Annotated in this window: 11 protein-coding genes; 7 read left to right on the forward strand and 4 right to left on the reverse strand. The window is 72.6% G+C overall.

The features are described 5' to 3' along the window. Nucleotides 1-196 precede the first annotated feature (196 nt). The 4 genes from ACFV57_RS08975 to ACFV57_RS08990 form a co-directional block, all read right to left on the reverse strand. Entirely contained in the window at nt 197-355 is a 159-nt protein-coding gene (locus tag ACFV57_RS08975) for a hypothetical protein (protein ID WP_385227477.1), read from the reverse strand. A gap of 583 nt (nt 356-938) precedes the next feature. Further along, nucleotides 939-1733 carry an SDR family oxidoreductase gene (locus tag ACFV57_RS08980; RefSeq protein WP_385227480.1) on the reverse strand — a complete coding sequence of 265 codons (795 nt, stop codon included), beginning with the start codon at nt 1731-1733 and terminating at the stop codon, nt 939-941. 147 nt (nt 1734-1880) lie between these two features. Continuing rightward, complete coding sequence (locus ACFV57_RS08985) at nt 1881-2474, reverse strand: MSMEG_1061 family FMN-dependent PPOX-type flavoprotein (RefSeq protein WP_385227482.1); 594 nt, start codon at nt 2472-2474, stop codon at nt 1881-1883. Nucleotides 2475-2685: 211 nt separating this feature from the next. Continuing rightward, the gene (locus ACFV57_RS08990; protein WP_385227485.1) at nt 2686-5409 is read right to left on the reverse strand and encodes an ATP-binding protein; all 2724 of its coding nucleotides are present in this window, start codon (nt 5407-5409) and stop codon (nt 2686-2688) included. Nucleotides 5410-5803: 394 nt separating this feature from the next. Here ACFV57_RS08990 and ACFV57_RS08995 point away from each other — a divergent pair, with 394 nt between their 5' ends. From ACFV57_RS08995 to ACFV57_RS09025, 7 genes are all read left to right on the forward strand, one after another. Further along, nucleotides 5804-8437, forward strand: coding sequence for a Pls/PosA family non-ribosomal peptide synthetase (locus ACFV57_RS08995; protein ID WP_385227488.1), 2634 nt, complete (start codon nt 5804-5806; stop codon nt 8435-8437). Between the two features lie 14 nt (nt 8438-8451). Beyond that, entirely contained in the window at nt 8452-11829 is a 3378-nt protein-coding gene (locus ACFV57_RS09000; RefSeq protein WP_385227490.1) for an amino acid adenylation domain-containing protein, read from the forward strand. Between the two features lie 49 nt (nt 11830-11878). Continuing rightward, entirely contained in the window at nt 11879-12883 is a 1005-nt protein-coding gene (locus ACFV57_RS09005) for a TauD/TfdA family dioxygenase (RefSeq protein WP_385227493.1), read from the forward strand. Continuing rightward, a complete protein-coding gene (gene sbnB, locus ACFV57_RS09010) occupies nt 12880-13974 on the forward strand; it encodes a 2,3-diaminopropionate biosynthesis protein SbnB (protein ID WP_385227496.1) in 1095 nt (364 codons plus the stop codon). The genes ACFV57_RS09005 and sbnB overlap by 4 nt, the downstream gene beginning before the upstream one ends. Before the next feature lie 76 nt (nt 13975-14050). Then, a complete protein-coding gene (gene sbnA / locus ACFV57_RS09015) occupies nt 14051-15034 on the forward strand; it encodes a 2,3-diaminopropionate biosynthesis protein SbnA (RefSeq protein ID WP_385227499.1) in 984 nt (327 codons plus the stop codon). Between the two features lie 122 nt (nt 15035-15156). Next, on the forward strand, nt 15157-16248 hold the full coding sequence (locus ACFV57_RS09020; RefSeq protein WP_385227502.1) for a glutamate--cysteine ligase: 1092 nt from the start codon (nt 15157-15159) through the stop codon (nt 16246-16248). Between the two features lie 173 nt (nt 16249-16421). Further along, on the forward strand, nt 16422-17264 hold the full coding sequence (locus ACFV57_RS09025; RefSeq protein WP_385227505.1) for an SDR family NAD(P)-dependent oxidoreductase: 843 nt from the start codon (nt 16422-16424) through the stop codon (nt 17262-17264). The last annotated feature ends 63 nt before the right edge of the window (nt 17265-17327 follow it).

The following is a 17327-nucleotide window of genomic DNA, read 5'->3' on the forward strand; positions in this document are numbered from 1 at the left end:
CCCGGGTTGGTATTTCCCGCCCGCGGCGCCGGTCCCGGGGGGCGGGGTGGGTGGATGTGAACTGCGGCTGGGGGGCGGCGCCCGGCCCTTTATTTTGGGGGGTCGCCGTCCCGCTGCCGCCCTGTCGGTGAGGAGGCGTCAGCACCGTCCCTCGCCGTGAAGGGGTGTCACCACCGCCCCTCACTCTGAGGAAGCGTCACCACCGCCCCTCGCCGTATCGACGGTGCAGCTCGCTGATCTCCTGGTCGTCGCGAGCGGCCATGGAGCGCGTACGCCGCACTCCGGCTTCTATGACGAAGAGCACGAGCCCGCCGACGACAACCGAGACGAGCAGCAGCACCACCACATATTCCACATACACCTTCTACCCAGCCCCCGGCGATTCAAGGAGGCCGTGTCCGGACAGGCGGACGGGCCCGCCGGTCACCGGTCACGGCGGCTGGTGGAAGGAGTACGCATGGCCGCAGGCATCGCACGCGAAGCGGCCGTTGAGTCCGTCGTTGGCCGTCTGACACCGCGGGCACGGCGCGGTGGTGAAATACTCCGGCCACCGCGCGGCCACATCCCCCGTACCCGCGCCACCCATACCTGGTTCGGTTTCCGTCATCCGGACGCTCCACAGTTGCACGACCATCCGCCATCCGGTCCTTGAATGACCTGAGCACCACACCGGCTGCAATACATGACAGCTCCTAGGCCCGTACCACCACCCCGCACCCAGGCCGAGTACACCCATCTCAACATCGCCACGCCGTTTTCTGGAGAATGTCCGGAAACGGCGTGGCGTACCGGGGCGACGGCGCCGCACCGCCATCGGGAGCCCGTTCCGACGCCCACTGTCCCACCGGAACGGCCCACGGCAGGCGGTCCCGCCCTACGGGCGGTCGGCTTTCGGCCACAGCGGAGTGGAGGAACCTACCGCCCGGGGCTCGGGAAGCTCAGACGAGCGTCTCGCCGCCGTCGACGGTGAGGGTCTGGCCGGTGACGTAGGGGTTGGCCATGAGGAAGAGGGCCGAGGCGGCGGCTTCCTCGGCGGTACCGAAGCGGCCGAGGGGAGCGGCCGATCCGGCGGCCGCGACGGCTTCGTCGGAGTCCAGTCCGGGGAACGAGCGCAGAAGAGGGGTGTCGATCCGGCCGAAGCGGACGGTGTTCACGCGCAGCCGGGCGGGAGCGAGTTCCACGGCGAGGGCCTTGGTGAGGGTCTCCACGGCGCCGCCGGCCGCCAGCGGGGCGGCGATTCCGGGAAGGGGGCGGACCACGAGGATTCCCGAGCTGAACGTGAGCGAGCCTCCCGCGGGAAGCCGGGTCGCCGCCGCGCGGGCGACGGCGAAAAGCGCCTGGAGGCGGGAGTCGAAGGCCGTACGGATGTCGTCCGCCGAGAGTCCGGTCACCGGTCCGGCGCCGACCGTGCCGCCCGAGGTGACGAGGACGTGGTCGACCTGCCCCGCCCTGTCGAAGGCCTCCGTGAGGGTCTGCTCGTCGCCGCCGTCCCCGGCGACGCCCAGCACGGCGTCGTCGGAGTCCTCGGCGGGGCCCGCACCGCGCACCCGGGCGACGGCGGCCTTCAGCCGGTCGGGGTCACGGCCGACCAGTACGACGCGGGCACCGACCGAGCGCAGCAGGACGCCCGCCGCCAGTCCGATGCCCGAACTCCCGCCGACGAGCAGGGCGGTCGTGCCGGACAGGGCGCTCGGCAGCGGTGAACGAACGGGGATGGGAGTCGCATCACTCACGGGGAACCCTCTCGGTGAAACGGACCATCTGGTTGTTCTGTCGCCCCTGATACTGCCAGGCGCGGGGCATCGGCGACGGGCCGGTACCGTCCGTCTTGCGTGCGCGTTTCCGGTTGCCCCGCGGCGGCTGTCGCCCGTGGGGCGCGGTCAGTTGGGCGAGGTCCAGGTCTCCGGCTGCCACAGGCCGGCGCGGCGCAGGGACTGGGGGCAGTGGCGGTATATCTCGTCGATGTCGAGGAGCAGGGCGAGAGCGGGGCGCTGCCCCTTGACGGCCAAGGCGTCGAAGAACGGCGCGTCGGTGAGGATGCGGGCCCTGCCGTTGATGCGGAGGATGTCCTTGCTGCCGGGTATCAGGTAGAGCAGTCCGGCGTGCGGGTTCTCCAGGATGTTGTGGAAGCTGTCGGCCCGCCGGTTCCCGGGGCGGTCGGGCAGGACCAGCGTGGTGTCGTCCAGTACGTGGGTGAAGCCCGGCCCGTCGCCCTTGGGGGAGACGTCGCAGTTGCCCTGCGCGTCGGACGTGGACAGCAGGCAGAACGGGGACCGGTCGAGGAGATCGAGGTCGTCCTGCGTCAGCCGCTGGGTGACCTTGTCGATGACCAACTGGTGCGGTTCCCCGAGCAGTTCGCGGAGGTGCTCGGCGGAGTGGAGCTCGACGTGACCCGTGCGGCCGGTGGCGTCGGAGGGGGCGGGGGACCGGTCGTGGCCGGTGGCGTGCTGGTCGTGGGTGGCGGCGGTCGGCAACGGGAACTCCTGGAGGGGCGGTGGGCAGGACCGGGCGGAGGGCTGGCTTCCGTTTCCGGCGTCTCGGCCGGCGAGGGGCGGCGTTAGGCTTACCTTACTTGAGTGCCCGGTGGGGTCCGTGTGGCGCGTGTTCGACCTGCGGGCCTGTTGGCCTCTGGACCTGCCGGCCCGCGGCGGCACCGGCCGCGCCCCGACGAGCGGCCGGAGTCCGCTACTGCCACACGATCCGCGTCGCGGGATCGGGCGCGTATGAGCAGTACGCGCCCGTCCGTACGCTGCGTTCCAGATGCAGCCCCAGGACGGGCGCGTGCGCGGAGATGCGCTTCACCGCGGCCTTCAGGGCCTTCGTGACGCTCAGCCGGGCCCGCTCGCTGTCGGACGCGGCCCGGCGGTCGCGGCCCCCGAGGCCGACGGCGCCGGCGAGCTGTTCGGTCACGGCGTCGAGTTCGACGCGGGCCTGTTCGGCGCGGCCGGTGTCGTGGAAACGTTCGGCCTCGTCCAGTTCCTCGGCCAGCTCGCGCAGGCGCCTGCGGTAGGCGGCCTTCGCCCGGGCGTCCAGGGCCGGGCCGGCGTCGCCCGCCCCCGGGTACGCCGGTTCCCGCGCTGCCGGCGGCACGCCGCGGGCCGGGCCGCGGTCGGCCGCGGCCAGCTCGCGCGCCAGGAACTCCCGGTCGGGTTCGGCGAGCAGCCGGGCCAGATAGCCGAGCCCCACCGTGTGCTTGAGGTGGACGACGTGGCCCTCGTGGGCGAGCGCCCAGTAGTCGCCCTGCTTGTGCAGCGAGGCCTGTTGCGGCGCCACCGTGCGGGCCTTCCGGTTGCCGGACGGCTCCGGCGCGACGGGCGGCGGGAGCGGCGGGTCCGTACCCAGTTCGGTCGCGGTGGCCAGTTCGGCGGCGTCCAGTGACCACTGCCGCCCGCGATCGCGCGCCGCCTCGAAACGCCGGTCGCCCAGTGCCGTACGCGCCTTGGCGATACCGGCCGCCCGCCATCCCTTGTAGAAGGACAGCAGCGCGGCACCGGACTTCTTCCGGGCCGTGTCCGAGGCCCCGAACAGCGCGGCGGACTGCTCGTAGTGGTGTTGCGACACGGCCAGCATGGCGGTGATCTGGAAGACCTCGGCCAGGCCCCAAGCGGCGTCGAGCTTGCGGAACAGGCGCAGCGCCTCCCCCGTACGGCAGCGGGCTTCGTGGACGTCGCCCAGGCCCCAGGAAGCGGTGGCGAGGGTCAGTTCGGCCCAGGCGATGCTCTTCGGCTCGCCCGCCTCGCACAGCAGGCGGAACGCGGTCCTGCCGTGGTGCTCCGCCTGCGCGAAGTCGCTGCGGGTGACCTCCACCATGGCCAGGAACAGGTACGACCAGCCCATCAGCCACGGCTCGTCGGTCTTCAGGGCGGCCGCCAGCGACTCGCCCAGCGTCTCCGCCGCGGCGTCCGCGTTGCCCAGCAGGAGCGCGCCGAACCCCAGGTACTGCAGGGCGCACACCAGGCCGGGCAGGTCGCCGTCGCGCCGCGACAGGCGCTCGGCCTCGGAGCACGACAGCCAGGCCCGTTCCAGGTCCCCCTGGATCACCGCGAGGAGACCCAGCCCGTTCAGCGCCCGTACGCGCCCTTTGGCGGCGGCGGCGTGATCGGCGTCCAGTGCCCGTTCGAGCCAGACGCGCCCCTCGGCGTAGTGGCCCTGCAGGTCCCAGAAGGAGGCGAGGGCGCCGGCCAGGCGCACCGCGCCGTCGACGTCGTGGGAGGTCATGAGCCATTCGAGAGCGGCCCGCAGGTCGTCGTGCTCGGCCTTGAGCCGGTCCAGCCACACCGCCTGGCGCGGGCCCCGGAACCGCTCCCAGGCCTGCTCGGCGAGGTCCTGGAAGTACGCGGCATGCTGCGTGGACGGCGAGGCGAGCCCGCCGCGCTGCCGCAGCCGCGCGAGCCCGTACGCGCGCAGGGTCCCCAACAGCCGGTACCGGGCGGGCGACTGCTGGGGGACGACCGTCACCAGCGATTTGTCGACCAGCCGCAGGACCAGGCCCCCGAGGTCGGCGGTGCCGGACTCGTCCGCGGCCACGGCCTCGGCGGCGTCCAGGGTGAAGGCGCCCGCGAACACCGACAGCCGCTCGAACAGGATCTGTTCGGGATCGCTGAGCAGGGCGTAGCTCGACTCGACCACGCTGTCCAGCGTCCGGTGGCGGCGCAGCGGAGCCCGGGTCTCCCAGGCCAGGAAGCGAAACCGGTCGTCCAGCCACCTGCTGAGCTGCGCCGGGTCGAGGGCGTTCGCGCGCGCCGCGGCCAGTTCGACGGCCAGCGGCAGCCCGTCCAGCTTCCGGCAGATGTCGGCCACCGCCGCCGCGTTCGCCGCGGTGACCGCGAACCCCGGCTCGACGGCCGCGGCCCGGTCGGCGAACAGGCGCACCGCGTCGTACTCCAGGATCTCCGTACCGCCGACGTGTGCCGGGGGTGTGGCGAGGCCCGTGACCAGCCAGAGCGCTTCGCCGGGGATGCCGAGGCGCTCCCGGCTCGTCGCCAGGACGCGTAAGCTCCGGCAGGCGGACAGCAAGGGGAGGACGAGCTGCGCGACCGCTTCCACGAGATGTTCGCAGCAGTCCAGCACCAGCAGCATGGCCGCGTCGCGAAGCCGCTCGGCCAGTACGTCCGGCAGTGATCTGCCCGCCTGCTCCTGTACGTCGAGACCGGCCGCGACGGCGTGGGCGAGCAACTGCGGATCGCCCAGCCCCGCCAGGTCCACGAAGCGCGCCCCGTCCCGGTAGCGGGACGCGAGGCTCGTGGCCACCTCTATGGCGAGGCGGCTCTTGCCCGCGCCCCCGGCTCCGGTCAGGGTGACCAGCCGGTTGTGTTCCAGACGTGCACAGACCCCGGCAGCCTCCCGCCGACGACCGACGAAGGTCGTCAGCGGCGCGGGGAAGTCTTCCGGTCCTCCGGCAGACACCATGTTCGACGCTCCAACCGAGCGGCGCATCGAGGCGCACCCCCCGCTCGCGAGAATAGGTTCGCGCCCGCTGGCGAAACAATCGAAAACAGGTTCGTTCCTCGCGGGTAACGGGCCCGACCTGTGGGTTGTATACGGCGGTGACGGACCGGCCGGTTGCGGGCGGGGACTGCGGCGCCCTCGGTGAAAGGGGAGCCCGGAGCGGCGGCCCGCGGCGGTGGTCCGGCCGCCGTGGTCGTACCGCCGCTACGGCCTACGGCCCCGCCGCGGAGCCCGGCCCGGGGTAGTTCATCCGCGCGTTACTTGAATTCTCACAGTGTCCCGGCTCCGTTCACGCCCAGGTCGGCGAGGGACCCGATCCGCCGGGCCCCGGAACCCGCTACTCCGAGGAGCTCACGTGGTGGGAAAATCCGCCGAGGCGCCAGCAGCCGGAACAGCCACAGACGCCGACCCGGGCGGGCCCGTCGACCCGGCCGGGCCGCCCGCCCCCGTCACCGTCCTCGCCGCGGTGCTCGCCGACGTCCTGCGCGTCGAGCGCGTCCCGGCCGACGCCCACTTCTTCACCGACCTGGGCGCGGACTCGCTGCTCATGGCCCACTTCTGTGCCCGGGTCAGGAAGCGCGCGGGCCTCCCGTCGGTGTCGATGAAGGACATCTACCGGTACCCGACGATCACCGACCTGGCGGCTGCCCTCGCCGACACCACCCCGGAGCCGGCCGCGGACCGGACCGCGGCCCTCGCGGCGCCCCCGCCCGCGGCCCCGGCGTCACCCGGGCCGACGCGCCGGAGCGCGCGCCCCGTCGGCACGCCCGGGTACGTCCTCTGCGGAGCCGTGCAGTTCCTGACGTTCCTCGGCTACTCCTACCTCGCCGCCGTCGTCACCGCTCTCGGCTACGACTGGGCGTCCACCGCGTCGGGCGCGGGCGGCATCTACGTGCGGGCGGTCCTCTTCGGCTCCGTGAGCTTCCTCGGGCTGTGTGCCCTGCCGGTCCTGGCCAAATGGCTGCTCGTCGGCCGGTGGACGCCGCGGGAGATACGCGTCTGGAGCCCGGCCTACTTCCGCTTCTGGGCCGTCAGGACGCTGGTCCAGACGAACCCGCTGGTCCTGTTCGCCGGTTCACCGCTCTACGTCGGCTACCTGCGGGCCCTGGGCGCGAAGATCGGGCGGGACGTCACCATCCTGTCCAAGCACGTACCCGTCTGCACCGACCTGCTGACCGTCGGGGACGGTACGGTCATCCGCAAGGACGCGTACCTCACCTGCTACCGGGCGCACGCCGGGGTGATCCGCACCGGCACGGTCGTCCTCGGCAGGGACGTGCTCGTCAGCGAGGCGACCGTGCTCGACATCGGGTCGTCGCTGGGCGACGGCGCCCGGCTGGGCCACGCCTCCTCCCTCCACCCGGGCCAAACCGTGCCCGCCGGGGAGCACTGGCACGGCTCGCCCGCGCAGCGCACCGACGTGAACTACCAGCCGCTCGCCGCGACCGGCCGCAGCGCCCCGCGTACCCCCTACGCCGTCCTGCAACTGCTGACCATGCTGCTCGTGTATCTGCCGCTGGCCATCGGCGGCGTGGGCATGTTGCTCGCCGAAGTGCCGCAACTGGCCGCCCTCGTGGACTCGGGGCCGCTGGCCCTGACGAGCTGGTCGTTCTACGGCGAGGCGCTGGTGGCGTCGTTCGCGCTCTTCTTCGGCGCGCTGCTCGCCGGTCTGCTCGCGGTGGTCACCCTGCCCCGGCTGCTCCACCTCGTCATCGAACCGGGCCGGGCCTACCCGCTGTACGGTCTGCACTACTCGCTGCACCGCACGGTCGCGCGGATCACCAACATCAAGTTCTTCACGACGCTCTTCGGCGACAGTTCCTACATCGTCGGCTACCTCGGCCGCCTCGGATACGACCTGTCCCGCGTCGAGCAGACGGGGTCGAACTTCGGCACGGGCGTCAAACACGAATCCCCGTACCTCAGCTCGGTCGGCAGCGGAACGATGATCGCCGACGGCCTGTCGATCATGAACGCGGACTACTCCCGTACCTCCTTCCGGCTCTCCCGCGTCACGATCGGACCGCGCAACTTCCTCGGCAACACCGTCTGCTACCCGCCGGGGGGCAGGACGGGCGACAACTGCCTGCTCGCGACGAAGGTCGCGGTCCCCCTCGACGGCCCCGTCCGGGAGGGCGTCGGCCTCCTCGGCTCGCCCAGCTTCGAGATCCCGCGGTCCGTCGAGCGCGACGCCGCCTTCGACCATCTGCGCGACGGGGACGAGCTGCGGCGCCACCTGGCCGCAAAGAACGCCTACAACCTGCGCACGATGGGCCTGTTCCTGCTGGCCCGGTGGGGGCAGGTCTACCTCCTGACCCTGCTCGCCTGGGCCGCCACCGACCTCTACCACTCGCTCGGCGCCGCGGCGATCGCCCTGGCCTCCGTCCTCGGCGTGCTGCTCACCGTCGCCTACTCCGTGGGTGTGGAACGCGCCGTCACCGGCTTCCGGCGGCAGAGCCCGCGCTACTGCTCGATCTACACGCCGTACTTCTGGCTGCACGAACGATTCTGGAAGCTCCACGCGGCGCCCCTGCGCCTCCTGAACGGCACCCCGTTCAAGAGCCTGTTCTGGCGGGGGCTGGGCCTGCGGCTCGGACGGCAGCTGTACGACGACGGCTGCGACATACCGGAGCGGTCTCTCGTCACCCTCGGGGACCACTGCACGCTCAACGTGGGCAGCACCATCCAGTGCCACTCCCAGGAGGACGGCACCTTCAAGTCCGACCGCACCACCGTCGGCTCCGGCTGCACCCTCGGCGTCGGCGCCCTCGTCCACTACGGCGTCACGGTCGGCGACGGCGCGGCGCTCGCGCCCGACTCCTTCCTCATGAAGGGCGAGGAGGTGCCCCCGGACGCGCGGTGGGGCGGCAACCCCGCCAGGGAGATGCCCGACGACCACGCCCCGCCCGCCCGGCCCGTCGGCCAGGACACCGCACGCGCCGCACGGAACGGTTCACCGGCGGCCCACCACACCGAGCGTACGGACTGAGCGGAGGAAGCCCGATGGCAAGGTCAGCACAGGAAGCCGACCGCGCGTTCTGGCGCGGCGTGCTCGACGGCGGCGGCTTCACCGCCGTCCCCCGGTGGACCCGCAGCCCCGTACCGGGCGTGGCCGAGCACGCGGCAGTGGTACCGGCCGGACTCGTCACGGCGCTGCAGCGGGTCGCGGACGAACTGGCGGTGCCGCTGCGCTCCGTACTGCTGGCGGCACACGCCAAGGTGCTCGCCGCACTGACCGGCGAACCGGAGATCACGACCGGGTACACCACGTCGGAGGGAGGACGGCCGCTGCCCTGCCGGCTGACGGTCACCCCCGACTCGTGGCGGGCCCTGGTGCTGCACACCCGCCGGGCCGAGTCGCGGCTGCTGGCCCACCAGGACTTCCCCGCCGACCGGCTGGCGCGTGAACTGGGGCTGACGGAGCCGCTGTTCGAGACCGTCTTCGACCCGCACGACACCGGTCTCGGGCTCCCCGACGGCCTCGTCCTGTCGGCGGGCGTCGCCCTGCGCCGCGGCCGTCTCACCCTGCGCCTGCGGCACCGCACCGACGCGCTCGACGCGGAATGCGCCGCCAGGATCGCCGGATACCACCTCACCGCCCTCGCACTGATCGCCGCCGACCCGCACGCCGGGCACGCCCGCCAGAGCCTGCTGTCCGCCGACGAACTCCGCCACCAGCTCGAAGGACTCGCCGGCCCCCGCAGGGAGCTGCCGGACCGCCGCGCACACGAACTCTTCGAAGAGCGGGTGGCCGCACACCCCGACGCCGTCGCGGCCGTCCAGGGCGACCGGAGCTGGACGTACGGCGAACTCAACGCCCGCGCCAACCGGATCGGCCGCGCCCTGCTGGCCCGGGGCCTGCGCCGCGAAGGAGTCGTCGCGGTGGTCACCGAGCGGAACCTCGACTGGATGGCCGCCGTCCTCGCCGTCTTCAAGGCCGGCGGTGTCTACCTGCCGATCGAGCCGCATTTCCCCGCCGACCGCATCGCCACCACGCTCTCCCGCGCCGGCTGCGCCCTCGTCCTGACCGAGCCCGGCAGCACCACCACCCTCGACCAGGCCCTGAAGTCCCGGCCCGGGGTCCGGGCCCTGACCATCGGCACGGCGTACGGGGAGCGGCACACCGGCGCCGGTACGAACGGCGATGCGGGCACCGGCACCGAACCGAACGCCGACACCGGCACGAACATCGGCATCAGCACCGGCACCGACCCGGACAAAGACCCAGGCCTCGGTATCCGCGTCACAGCGGACCAACTCGCCTACATCTACTTCACCTCCGGCTCCACCGGCGAGCCCAAGGGCGCGATGTGCGAGCACGCCGGTCTGCTCAACCACCTCTACGCCAAGATCGACGACCTGGAGATCGGCCCCGGGCAGGTGGTCGCCCAGACCGCGCCCCAGTGCTTCGACATCTCGCTGTGGCAGCTGATCGCCGCGCTGCTCGTCGGCGGCCGGACCCTGCTGGTCGAGCAGGAGGCGGTGCTGGACGTCCCCCGGTTCGTCGACCGGATCACCGAGGGCCGGGTGAACGTCCTCCAGGTCGTACCGTCGTATCTGGAAGCCGTGCTGTCCTACCTGGAGCAACACCCCCGCGACCTGCCCGACCTGCGGTACGTGTCCGCGACCGGTGAGGCGCTGAAGACGGAACTGGCGCAGCGCTGGTTCGCCGCCCGGCCCGGCACCGCCCTGGTCAACGCGTACGGTCTGACCGAGACCTCGGACGACACCAACCACGAGGTCATGCGGCGCGCACCGGACGGGGCGCGGGTGCCGCTCGGCCCGCCCGTCGGCAACGTGCGCCTCTACGTCGTCGACGCGCACCTGACGCCGGTCCCGCTCGGCGCCCCCGGCGCGATCGTCTTCTCCGGCGTCTGCGTCGGCCGCGGATACGTCAACGACCCCGAGCGCACCCGCGCCTGCTTCGGCAGCGACCCCTACCGGCCGGGCCAACGCCTCTACCAGGGCGGCGACTTCGGGCGCTGGCGGCCCGACGGCAAGCTGGAGTTCCTGGGCCGCCGGGACAGCCAGGTCAAGGTCCGGGGCTTCCGGATCGAGATCGGCGAGATCGAGAACGCCCTGCTGCGCGTGCCCGGCGTCCGCGACGGCGCCGTGGTCGTCACCGAACGGGCCGGTCACGGCGCGCGCCTGGTGGCGTTCTACTGCGGCCCCGGAACCCTCGGCACCGACCTCCTGCGCGGCCGGCTGGCGCGGTCGCTGCCCGCGTACATGGTGCCGTCGGCCTTCCACTGGCGCGGCGGCACCCTGCCGCTGACCGCCAACAGCAAGACCGACCGCAAGGCCCTCGCGGCCCTCGCCGCCGGACTCGACGAGGCGGACGGCCACCGCCACACCCCGAACACGCCCACCGAACGGCGGCTCGCCACCGCGTGGGCCGAGACCCTCGGCATCCCGCCGGACCGCATCGGCCGCCTGGACCACTTCTTCGACCGGGGCGGCACCTCGCTGGCCGCGGTGAAGCTGGCGATCCTCCTGGACCGCGCGGTCTCCCTCAAGGACGTCACCCGGCACCCGGTCCTCGCCGACCTCGCGGAAGTGCTCGACAGCAGGACCCGGCCGGCTACGGGGCTGCTGCGGCCCCTGGCCGAACCGGACGGCGCGCACGCGGCCGCCCTGGTGTGCTTCCCGTGGGCGGGCGGCGCCGCTGCGGACTTCCAGCCGCTGGCCGACGCACTGCGGGGGAGCGGACGGGCCGTCTACGGGGTCGAGCTGCCCGGCCGCGACACGCCGTTCGACCCGTCCGCTTCGCCCTCGCGGCTCGTCGGGCAGGCCGCCGAACAGATCGTCGCCGAGACCGCCCGGCTCGGACTGACCGAAGTGCTGCTGTGGGGGCACTCCTCGGGGGCCGCGTACGCCGTGGAAACGGCCAGGCTGCTGGAGAAACGCGGCACGGGGGCCCGACGGCTGTTCATCGCCGCGCAGCTGCCCGGCGACAGCGGCAGCAGGCGTGTCACCTCCGGCGAAGCAGCCGGGCGGACCGACGCCGCGATCGCCGGCGCCCCGGTCGCGGACGGCGGTGTCCGTACCGATTCCACCAGCCCGGACGCACCCACGGCAGCACTGCCGGACAAGCACCTCGACGCAGTCTCCCGGCACGACCGCCGCACCGCGCACCACTACTTCGCCGACGCCCTGACCGCCCCGCCCGCCGCAAGGCTCTCCACGCCACTCACCGCAGTCTTCGCCGCGGACGACCCGCAGACGGAACGGTTCCGGCACCGGTACCGCGACTGGGGAGCGCTGGCCGAGCACGTCGACCTGTACGCCCTGACGGCAGGCGGCCACTTCTTCCCACGTACCCGGCCCACCGACACGGCGCGTGCGGTACAGCGCGCTGCCGAACTCCTCGCCTCCTCCTGAAGGCGCCGAAGCGACCAGACCGCCCGCCACTCATCCGAAAGGGCCTCCCATGCCACACCCTTCCTCCACCCCGCCACTCGATGTGAACCTGCTCCCCGGCATGCCCCCGGTCCTCCTGGCCGAGCCCACCGGCGACGCCGCGAGCTGGGCCGCCGGATACCGGGACACCCTGCGCGCCCTCGCCGTCGAGCACGGCGCGGTCCTCGTCCGCGGCCTCGGGCTGCGCGACGCCCACCAGGCCGGCGCCGTCTTCCGGCACCTGGCCACCGGCCTGCTGACGGAGCGGGAGGCCTTCGCGCCGCGACGGGAGTACGCCGACGGCGTGTACTCCTCCGCGAAGTGGCCGTCCTACCAGCCGATGTGCATGCACCATGAACTCAGCTACACCCTGGAGGCCCCCGGCCTGCTGCTCTTCGCCTGCCTGACCGCGCCGGGCAGCGGCGGGGCCACCGCGGTCGCCGACGCCCCGGCCGTCCTCGACGCGCTGCCCAAGGAGCTGACCGAACGCTTCGAGCAGGAGGGCTGGCTGCTCACCAGAAGCTACAACGACGAGATCGGCGCCTCCCTCACCGAGGCGTTCGGCACCGACGACCGCCTCGCCGTCGAACGCTACTGCCGCGGCCACGCCATCGAGTTCGCCTGGCAGCCCGACGGCGGCCTGCGCACCCGGCAGCGGCGCAGCGCCGTGCTGAGCCACCCGGTCACCGGCCACCGCTGCTGGTTCAACCAGATCGCCTTCCTGAACGAATGGACGATGGAGCCCGAGGTGCGGGAGTACCTGACGGACGTGTACGGCGCCGACGCGCTGCCGTTCAACACCCGCTACGGCGGCGGCGACCCGATCGGTGAGGACGTGGTACAGCTGCTCAACGCCGTCTACGAGGCGCACACCGCGCGCGAGCCGTGGCAGGCGGGCGACCTGATGCTCGTCGACAACGTCCGTACCGCGCACAGCAGGGAACCCTACGAAGGGGCGCGCGAGGTGCTCGTCGGGATGACCGACGTGGTGCACCCGACCGTCTGCGCCCCCGCGGGCGAGGCGGTGGCCTCATGACCCTCACCAGCCCCGCCGGGACACCCGCCGGACCGGACGGCCCGCACGTACCGCCCTTCGCGGTGATCTCCGGCGCACAGGTGCAGAGCGCCCTGCGGGGCCGCGAGCAGCAGGTCGTCCAGCTGGTCGAGGACACCTACCGGCTGCACGGCGACGGCGGCACGAGCAACCCGCCGTCCTACTTCCTGCGCTTCACCGACCGCCCGGACTCCCGGATCATCGCCCTGCCCGCCTCGATCGGAGGGCAGGCCCCCGTGGACGGCCTCAAGTGGATCTCCAGCTTCCCGCGGAACGTCGCGGCCGGCCTCCCCAGGGCCTCGGCCGTGCTGATCCTCAACGACCACGCCACCGGCTACCCGTACGCCTGCCTGGAGAGTTCGATCATCAGCGCCACCCGGACGGCGGCCTCGGCGGCAGCGGCAGCCGACCGGCTCAGCCGCGGCCGGCCGCGCCCACGGCGCGCCGGATTCTTCGGCACCGGTCTGATCGCCCGCTACATCCACACCTTCCTGGCCGCCACCGGCTGGGAGTTCGACACGATCGGACTGTACGACGTGTCCGCCGACAGCGCGGCGGGCTTCGGCAGGTACCTGGAGGCCTCGCGGACGGACCCGGAACGCCGGCCGGCCACCGCCGCCACCCGCGTCACCGTCCACACCGACCCCGAAGAGCTGATCCGCGCGAGCGACCTCGTCGTCTTCGCCACCGTCGCCGCCCGGCCGCACGTCGCGGACCCGGCGTGGTTCGCGCACCACCCGCTGGTGCTGCACATCTCGCTGCGCGACCTGGCCCCCGAGATCCTGCTCGACGCGGCCAACATCGTCGACGACGTCGACCACTGCCTGAAGGCCGACACCTCGCCCCACCTGGCCGAACAGCTCACCGGCAACCGCGATTTCCTCGACGGGACGCTGGCGGACGTGCTGGCCGGCCGGGTGGTCGTGCCCGGTGACCGGACGGTGGTCTTCTCGCCCTTCGGCCTGGGGGTGCTCGATCTCGCCGTCGGCGCCTTCGTCCACGACGCGGTGGCCCGCTCCGGCGACCTGCGCGTCATCGACGACTTCTTCCACGAACTGCGCCGGTACGGGTGACAGCGGCGCCGGTACAGAGGAACCGGCCGCGCCGTCCCGGCTGAACGACTGCGTGCACTGAACGAGGGGGGACCACGTGCCAGTCATATCCTTACCCCTGGACTTCAACGAGGAGGACCTCTACGTCGACCTGCGGGAGACGTTCGGGTACCCGCTCTTCCTGAAGTGCGAGGGCTTCAACTTCGCCGGATCGATCAAGCTGAAGGCCGCGACGGAGATGGTCGCGGCCGCGGAACGCGACGGTGTGCTCACACCAGGCGCCACCCTGGTCGAATCCTCGTCCGGGAACCTGGGGGTGGCGCTGAGCATCATCGCGGCCAGCAAGGGATACCGCTTCCTGTGTGTGACGGACGCCCGCTGCAATCTGTCGGCCCGGCGGATGATGGAGGCACTGGGCAGTCAGGTGCACGTCGTCACCGAGCCGGACGCCCGCATGGGCTTCCTGGGCGCGCGCATCGACTACGTACGCAACCTGACCGCCTCCGACAAGAACTACGTCTGGCTCAACCAGTTCACCAACGCCGACAACTGGCGGGCCCACTACCGCAGAACGGCACCCGCCATCGCCCGGCAGTTCCCGCTCCTGGACGTCCTGTTCGTCGGCGCCGGCACCACCGGGACACTGATGGGCTGCGCCCGCTACTTCCGCAAATGGCACCGCCCGGTGCGCGTCATCGCGGTCGACAGCGTCGGCTCGGTGTCCTTCGGAGGCGCGCCGGGCCGCCGGATGATCCCCGGTCTGGGCACCAGCGTGCCGCCGCACCTGCTCGACGCGTCCTTCGTCGACGAGGTCATCAAAGTGGAGGAGAAGGACACCATCCGCACCTGCCACCGCCTGGCCGCACGCGGCTTCCTCTTCGGCGGCTCCACCGGCACCGTCGTCAGCGGCGCCACCAGCTGGCTCACCCGCCACCACCCGCACCGCTTCACCGCCGTCGCCATCGCCCCCGACCTGGGGGAGCGCTACCTCGACACCGTCTACCAGTCGAACTGGCTGCAGGACCTCTACGGAGAGGACCTGCTCACCGCCGACGGACTGACGGGCGCGCGGTCGGCCTGACCCGCCTCCGCCGCCGTCGCGAGCCCCGGCCGTAGGCTGACCGGCGCCGGGAAACCCGGGGCGTGGGCAGCCCGGGCCGGGGTACGCGAGCGGCATTCCGGAGGCGGAGAAGGGTGGACGACGTGCGCAGTGTGGGTGTGGAGGAAGAGCTGCTGCTGGTGGACGCCCGTACCGGGGAGCCACGCGCCCTCTCGGCGGCCGTCCTCGCAGCAGCCTCGCAGGACCCCCTGGGCAACGAGGAGGTCTTCGAGAGCGAGCTGCACCGGCAGCAGCTGGAGTTCGCCACCCGGCCGCAGACGGACATGGGGGGCCTCGACAAGGAGATCCGGCGGTGGCGGGCGGAGGCGGCACGCCACGCCGCGGGCCTGCAGGCGTCGGTGGCCGCCCTGGGCACCTCCCCGCTGGAGGTGAACCCGACCATCGGCAGCGGCGAGCGGCACCGGTGGCTCGCCGAGCACTTCGGCCTCACCGCACAGGAACAGCTGACGTGCGGCTGCCACATCCACGTCTCCGTGGACGGTGACGAAGAGGGCGTGGCCGTGCTGGACCGGATGCGGCCCTGGCTGGCCGTGCTGCTGGCGATGAGCGCGAACTCGCCGTTCTGGCAGGGCGAGGACAGCCGGTACGGCAGTTACCGCAACCGCGTCTGGGGGCGGTGGCCGTCGGCCGGGCCGGTCGAGGTGTTCGGATCGGCCTACCGGTACCACGAACAGGTGGACGCGATGACGGCCAGCGGCGTACTGAAGGACGCGGGCATGGTCTACTTCGACGCGCGCCTGGCCCGCTCGTACCCCACCGTCGAGATCCGGGTCGCCGACGTCTGCCTGGACCCGTCCACCACCGTGCTGCTGGCCGCCTTGGCCCGGGGCCTGGTGGAGACGGCGGCACGCCAGTGGCGGGACGGCGTCCCGCCAGCGCGCCACACCGTCTCGCTGCTGCGCCTGGCGACGTGGCGGGCCGCCCGGTCCGGGCTGGAAGACCAGCTCGTCCACCCCGTCACGATGCGCCCGGCCCCGGCCGAGGCCGTGGTACAGGCCCTGTTCGACCACGTACGGGACGCCCTGGAGGACAGCGGCGACGTCCTGGCCGTCCAAGAAGCCCTGGCCACCCTGCTGAAGACGGGCAACGGCGCCCGTGTGCAGCGGGAGCTGCTGCGCAGCACCGGCAGCCTGCGGGGCATGGTCACCGAGTGCGTACGCCGCACCCTCGACTGACACGGAACGCGGACAGCGAGTCCGACCAACTTGCTGGCTGAGGCGCCCACTTCGCCATTTTCACCGTAGCCGAGCGGGCGCCCGGGCACATCGGCCCGGCGGCCGATGCCCGCGCCGCCGCCCGCTCCCTAGTCTGTGGCGCCGACGCGGCACGGCCGCGGACAGGAGGGGACATGCGCGAGCTGCGGAACAAGGTCGCCGTGGTCACCGGCGCCGCGAGCGGAATCGGGCGGGGCATGGCCGAGGCGTTCGTCGACGAGGGAATGCGCGTCGTGCTGAGCGACGTGGAGGAGGCGGTGCTCCGTTCGACGACGGCGGAACTACGGGACGGCGGGGCCGACGTGCACGCCGTCGTCACCGACGTGGCGCAGGTGGACGACATCACCGCGCTCGCCGATTCCACCCTGCGCACGTACGGCGCCGTCCATGTGCTGTGCAACAACGCGGGTGTCCACACCGGCAGCAAGCCGAGCTGGACGAGCACCCTCGACGACTGGGCGTGGGTCCTCGGCGTGAACCTGATGGGGGTCGTGCACGGTCTCCGCACCTTCCTGCCGGTCATGATCGAACAGGACGAGGAGGCGCACATCGTCAACACCGCGTCGATGGCCGGCCTGCTGACGGGCGGTTCGCTGTACGGGGCGACGAAGACGGCCGTGGTGTCCCTGTCGGAGACGGTCCACCTGGAACTCGTCGAGGACGGCCGCAAACCGCGGATCTCCCTGCTCTGCCCCGGCCTCGTGAACACCGGCATCTACCTCTCCGGGCGCAACCGGCCGGCCCGCTTCTCCGACGCCGGCCCGTTCCCGGACGACTGGTCGTTCGACGCGGCCCGTAAGGCCTTCGAGGAATTCGGTGTCCGCCCCCGAGCCATCGGCGACCACGTGGTGCGCGCCATTCGCGAGGAGCGCTTCTACGTCCTGACGCACCCGGAATACGAGGAGCACATCCGGCACCGCACCCGGCAGATCCTCGACGGCGAGAACCCGACGCTGCTGCCTCCGCCGGGGCGTTGACCCGGTGCGGCCCGGCAGACCCCGTGGGGTGGCGCGTCGGGCCGCGTCCGGGCCGGGCCCGGG

This window comes from Streptomyces sp. NPDC059788 (assembly GCF_042732265.1).
Taxonomy (GTDB): Bacteria; Actinomycetota; Actinomycetes; order Streptomycetales; family Streptomycetaceae; genus Streptomyces.

Bases quoted from the DNA above. Each gene is read 5' to 3' on its own strand.
- ACFV57_RS08990 (WP_385227485.1), bottom strand. From the start codon at position 5,409: ATGGTGTCTGCCGGAGGACCGGAAGACTTCCCCGCGCCGCTGACGACC.
- ACFV57_RS09000 (WP_385227490.1), top strand. From the start codon at position 8,452: ATGGCAAGGTCAGCACAGGAAGCCGACCGCGCGTTCTGGCGCGGCGTG.
- ACFV57_RS09005 (WP_385227493.1), top strand. From the start codon at position 11,879: ATGCCACACCCTTCCTCCACCCCGCCACTCGATGTGAACCTGCTCCCC.
- sbnB (WP_385227496.1), top strand. From the start codon at position 12,880: ATGACCCTCACCAGCCCCGCCGGGACACCCGCCGGACCGGACGGCCCG.
- ACFV57_RS09025 (WP_385227505.1), top strand. From the start codon at position 16,422: ATGCGCGAGCTGCGGAACAAGGTCGCCGTGGTCACCGGCGCCGCGAGC.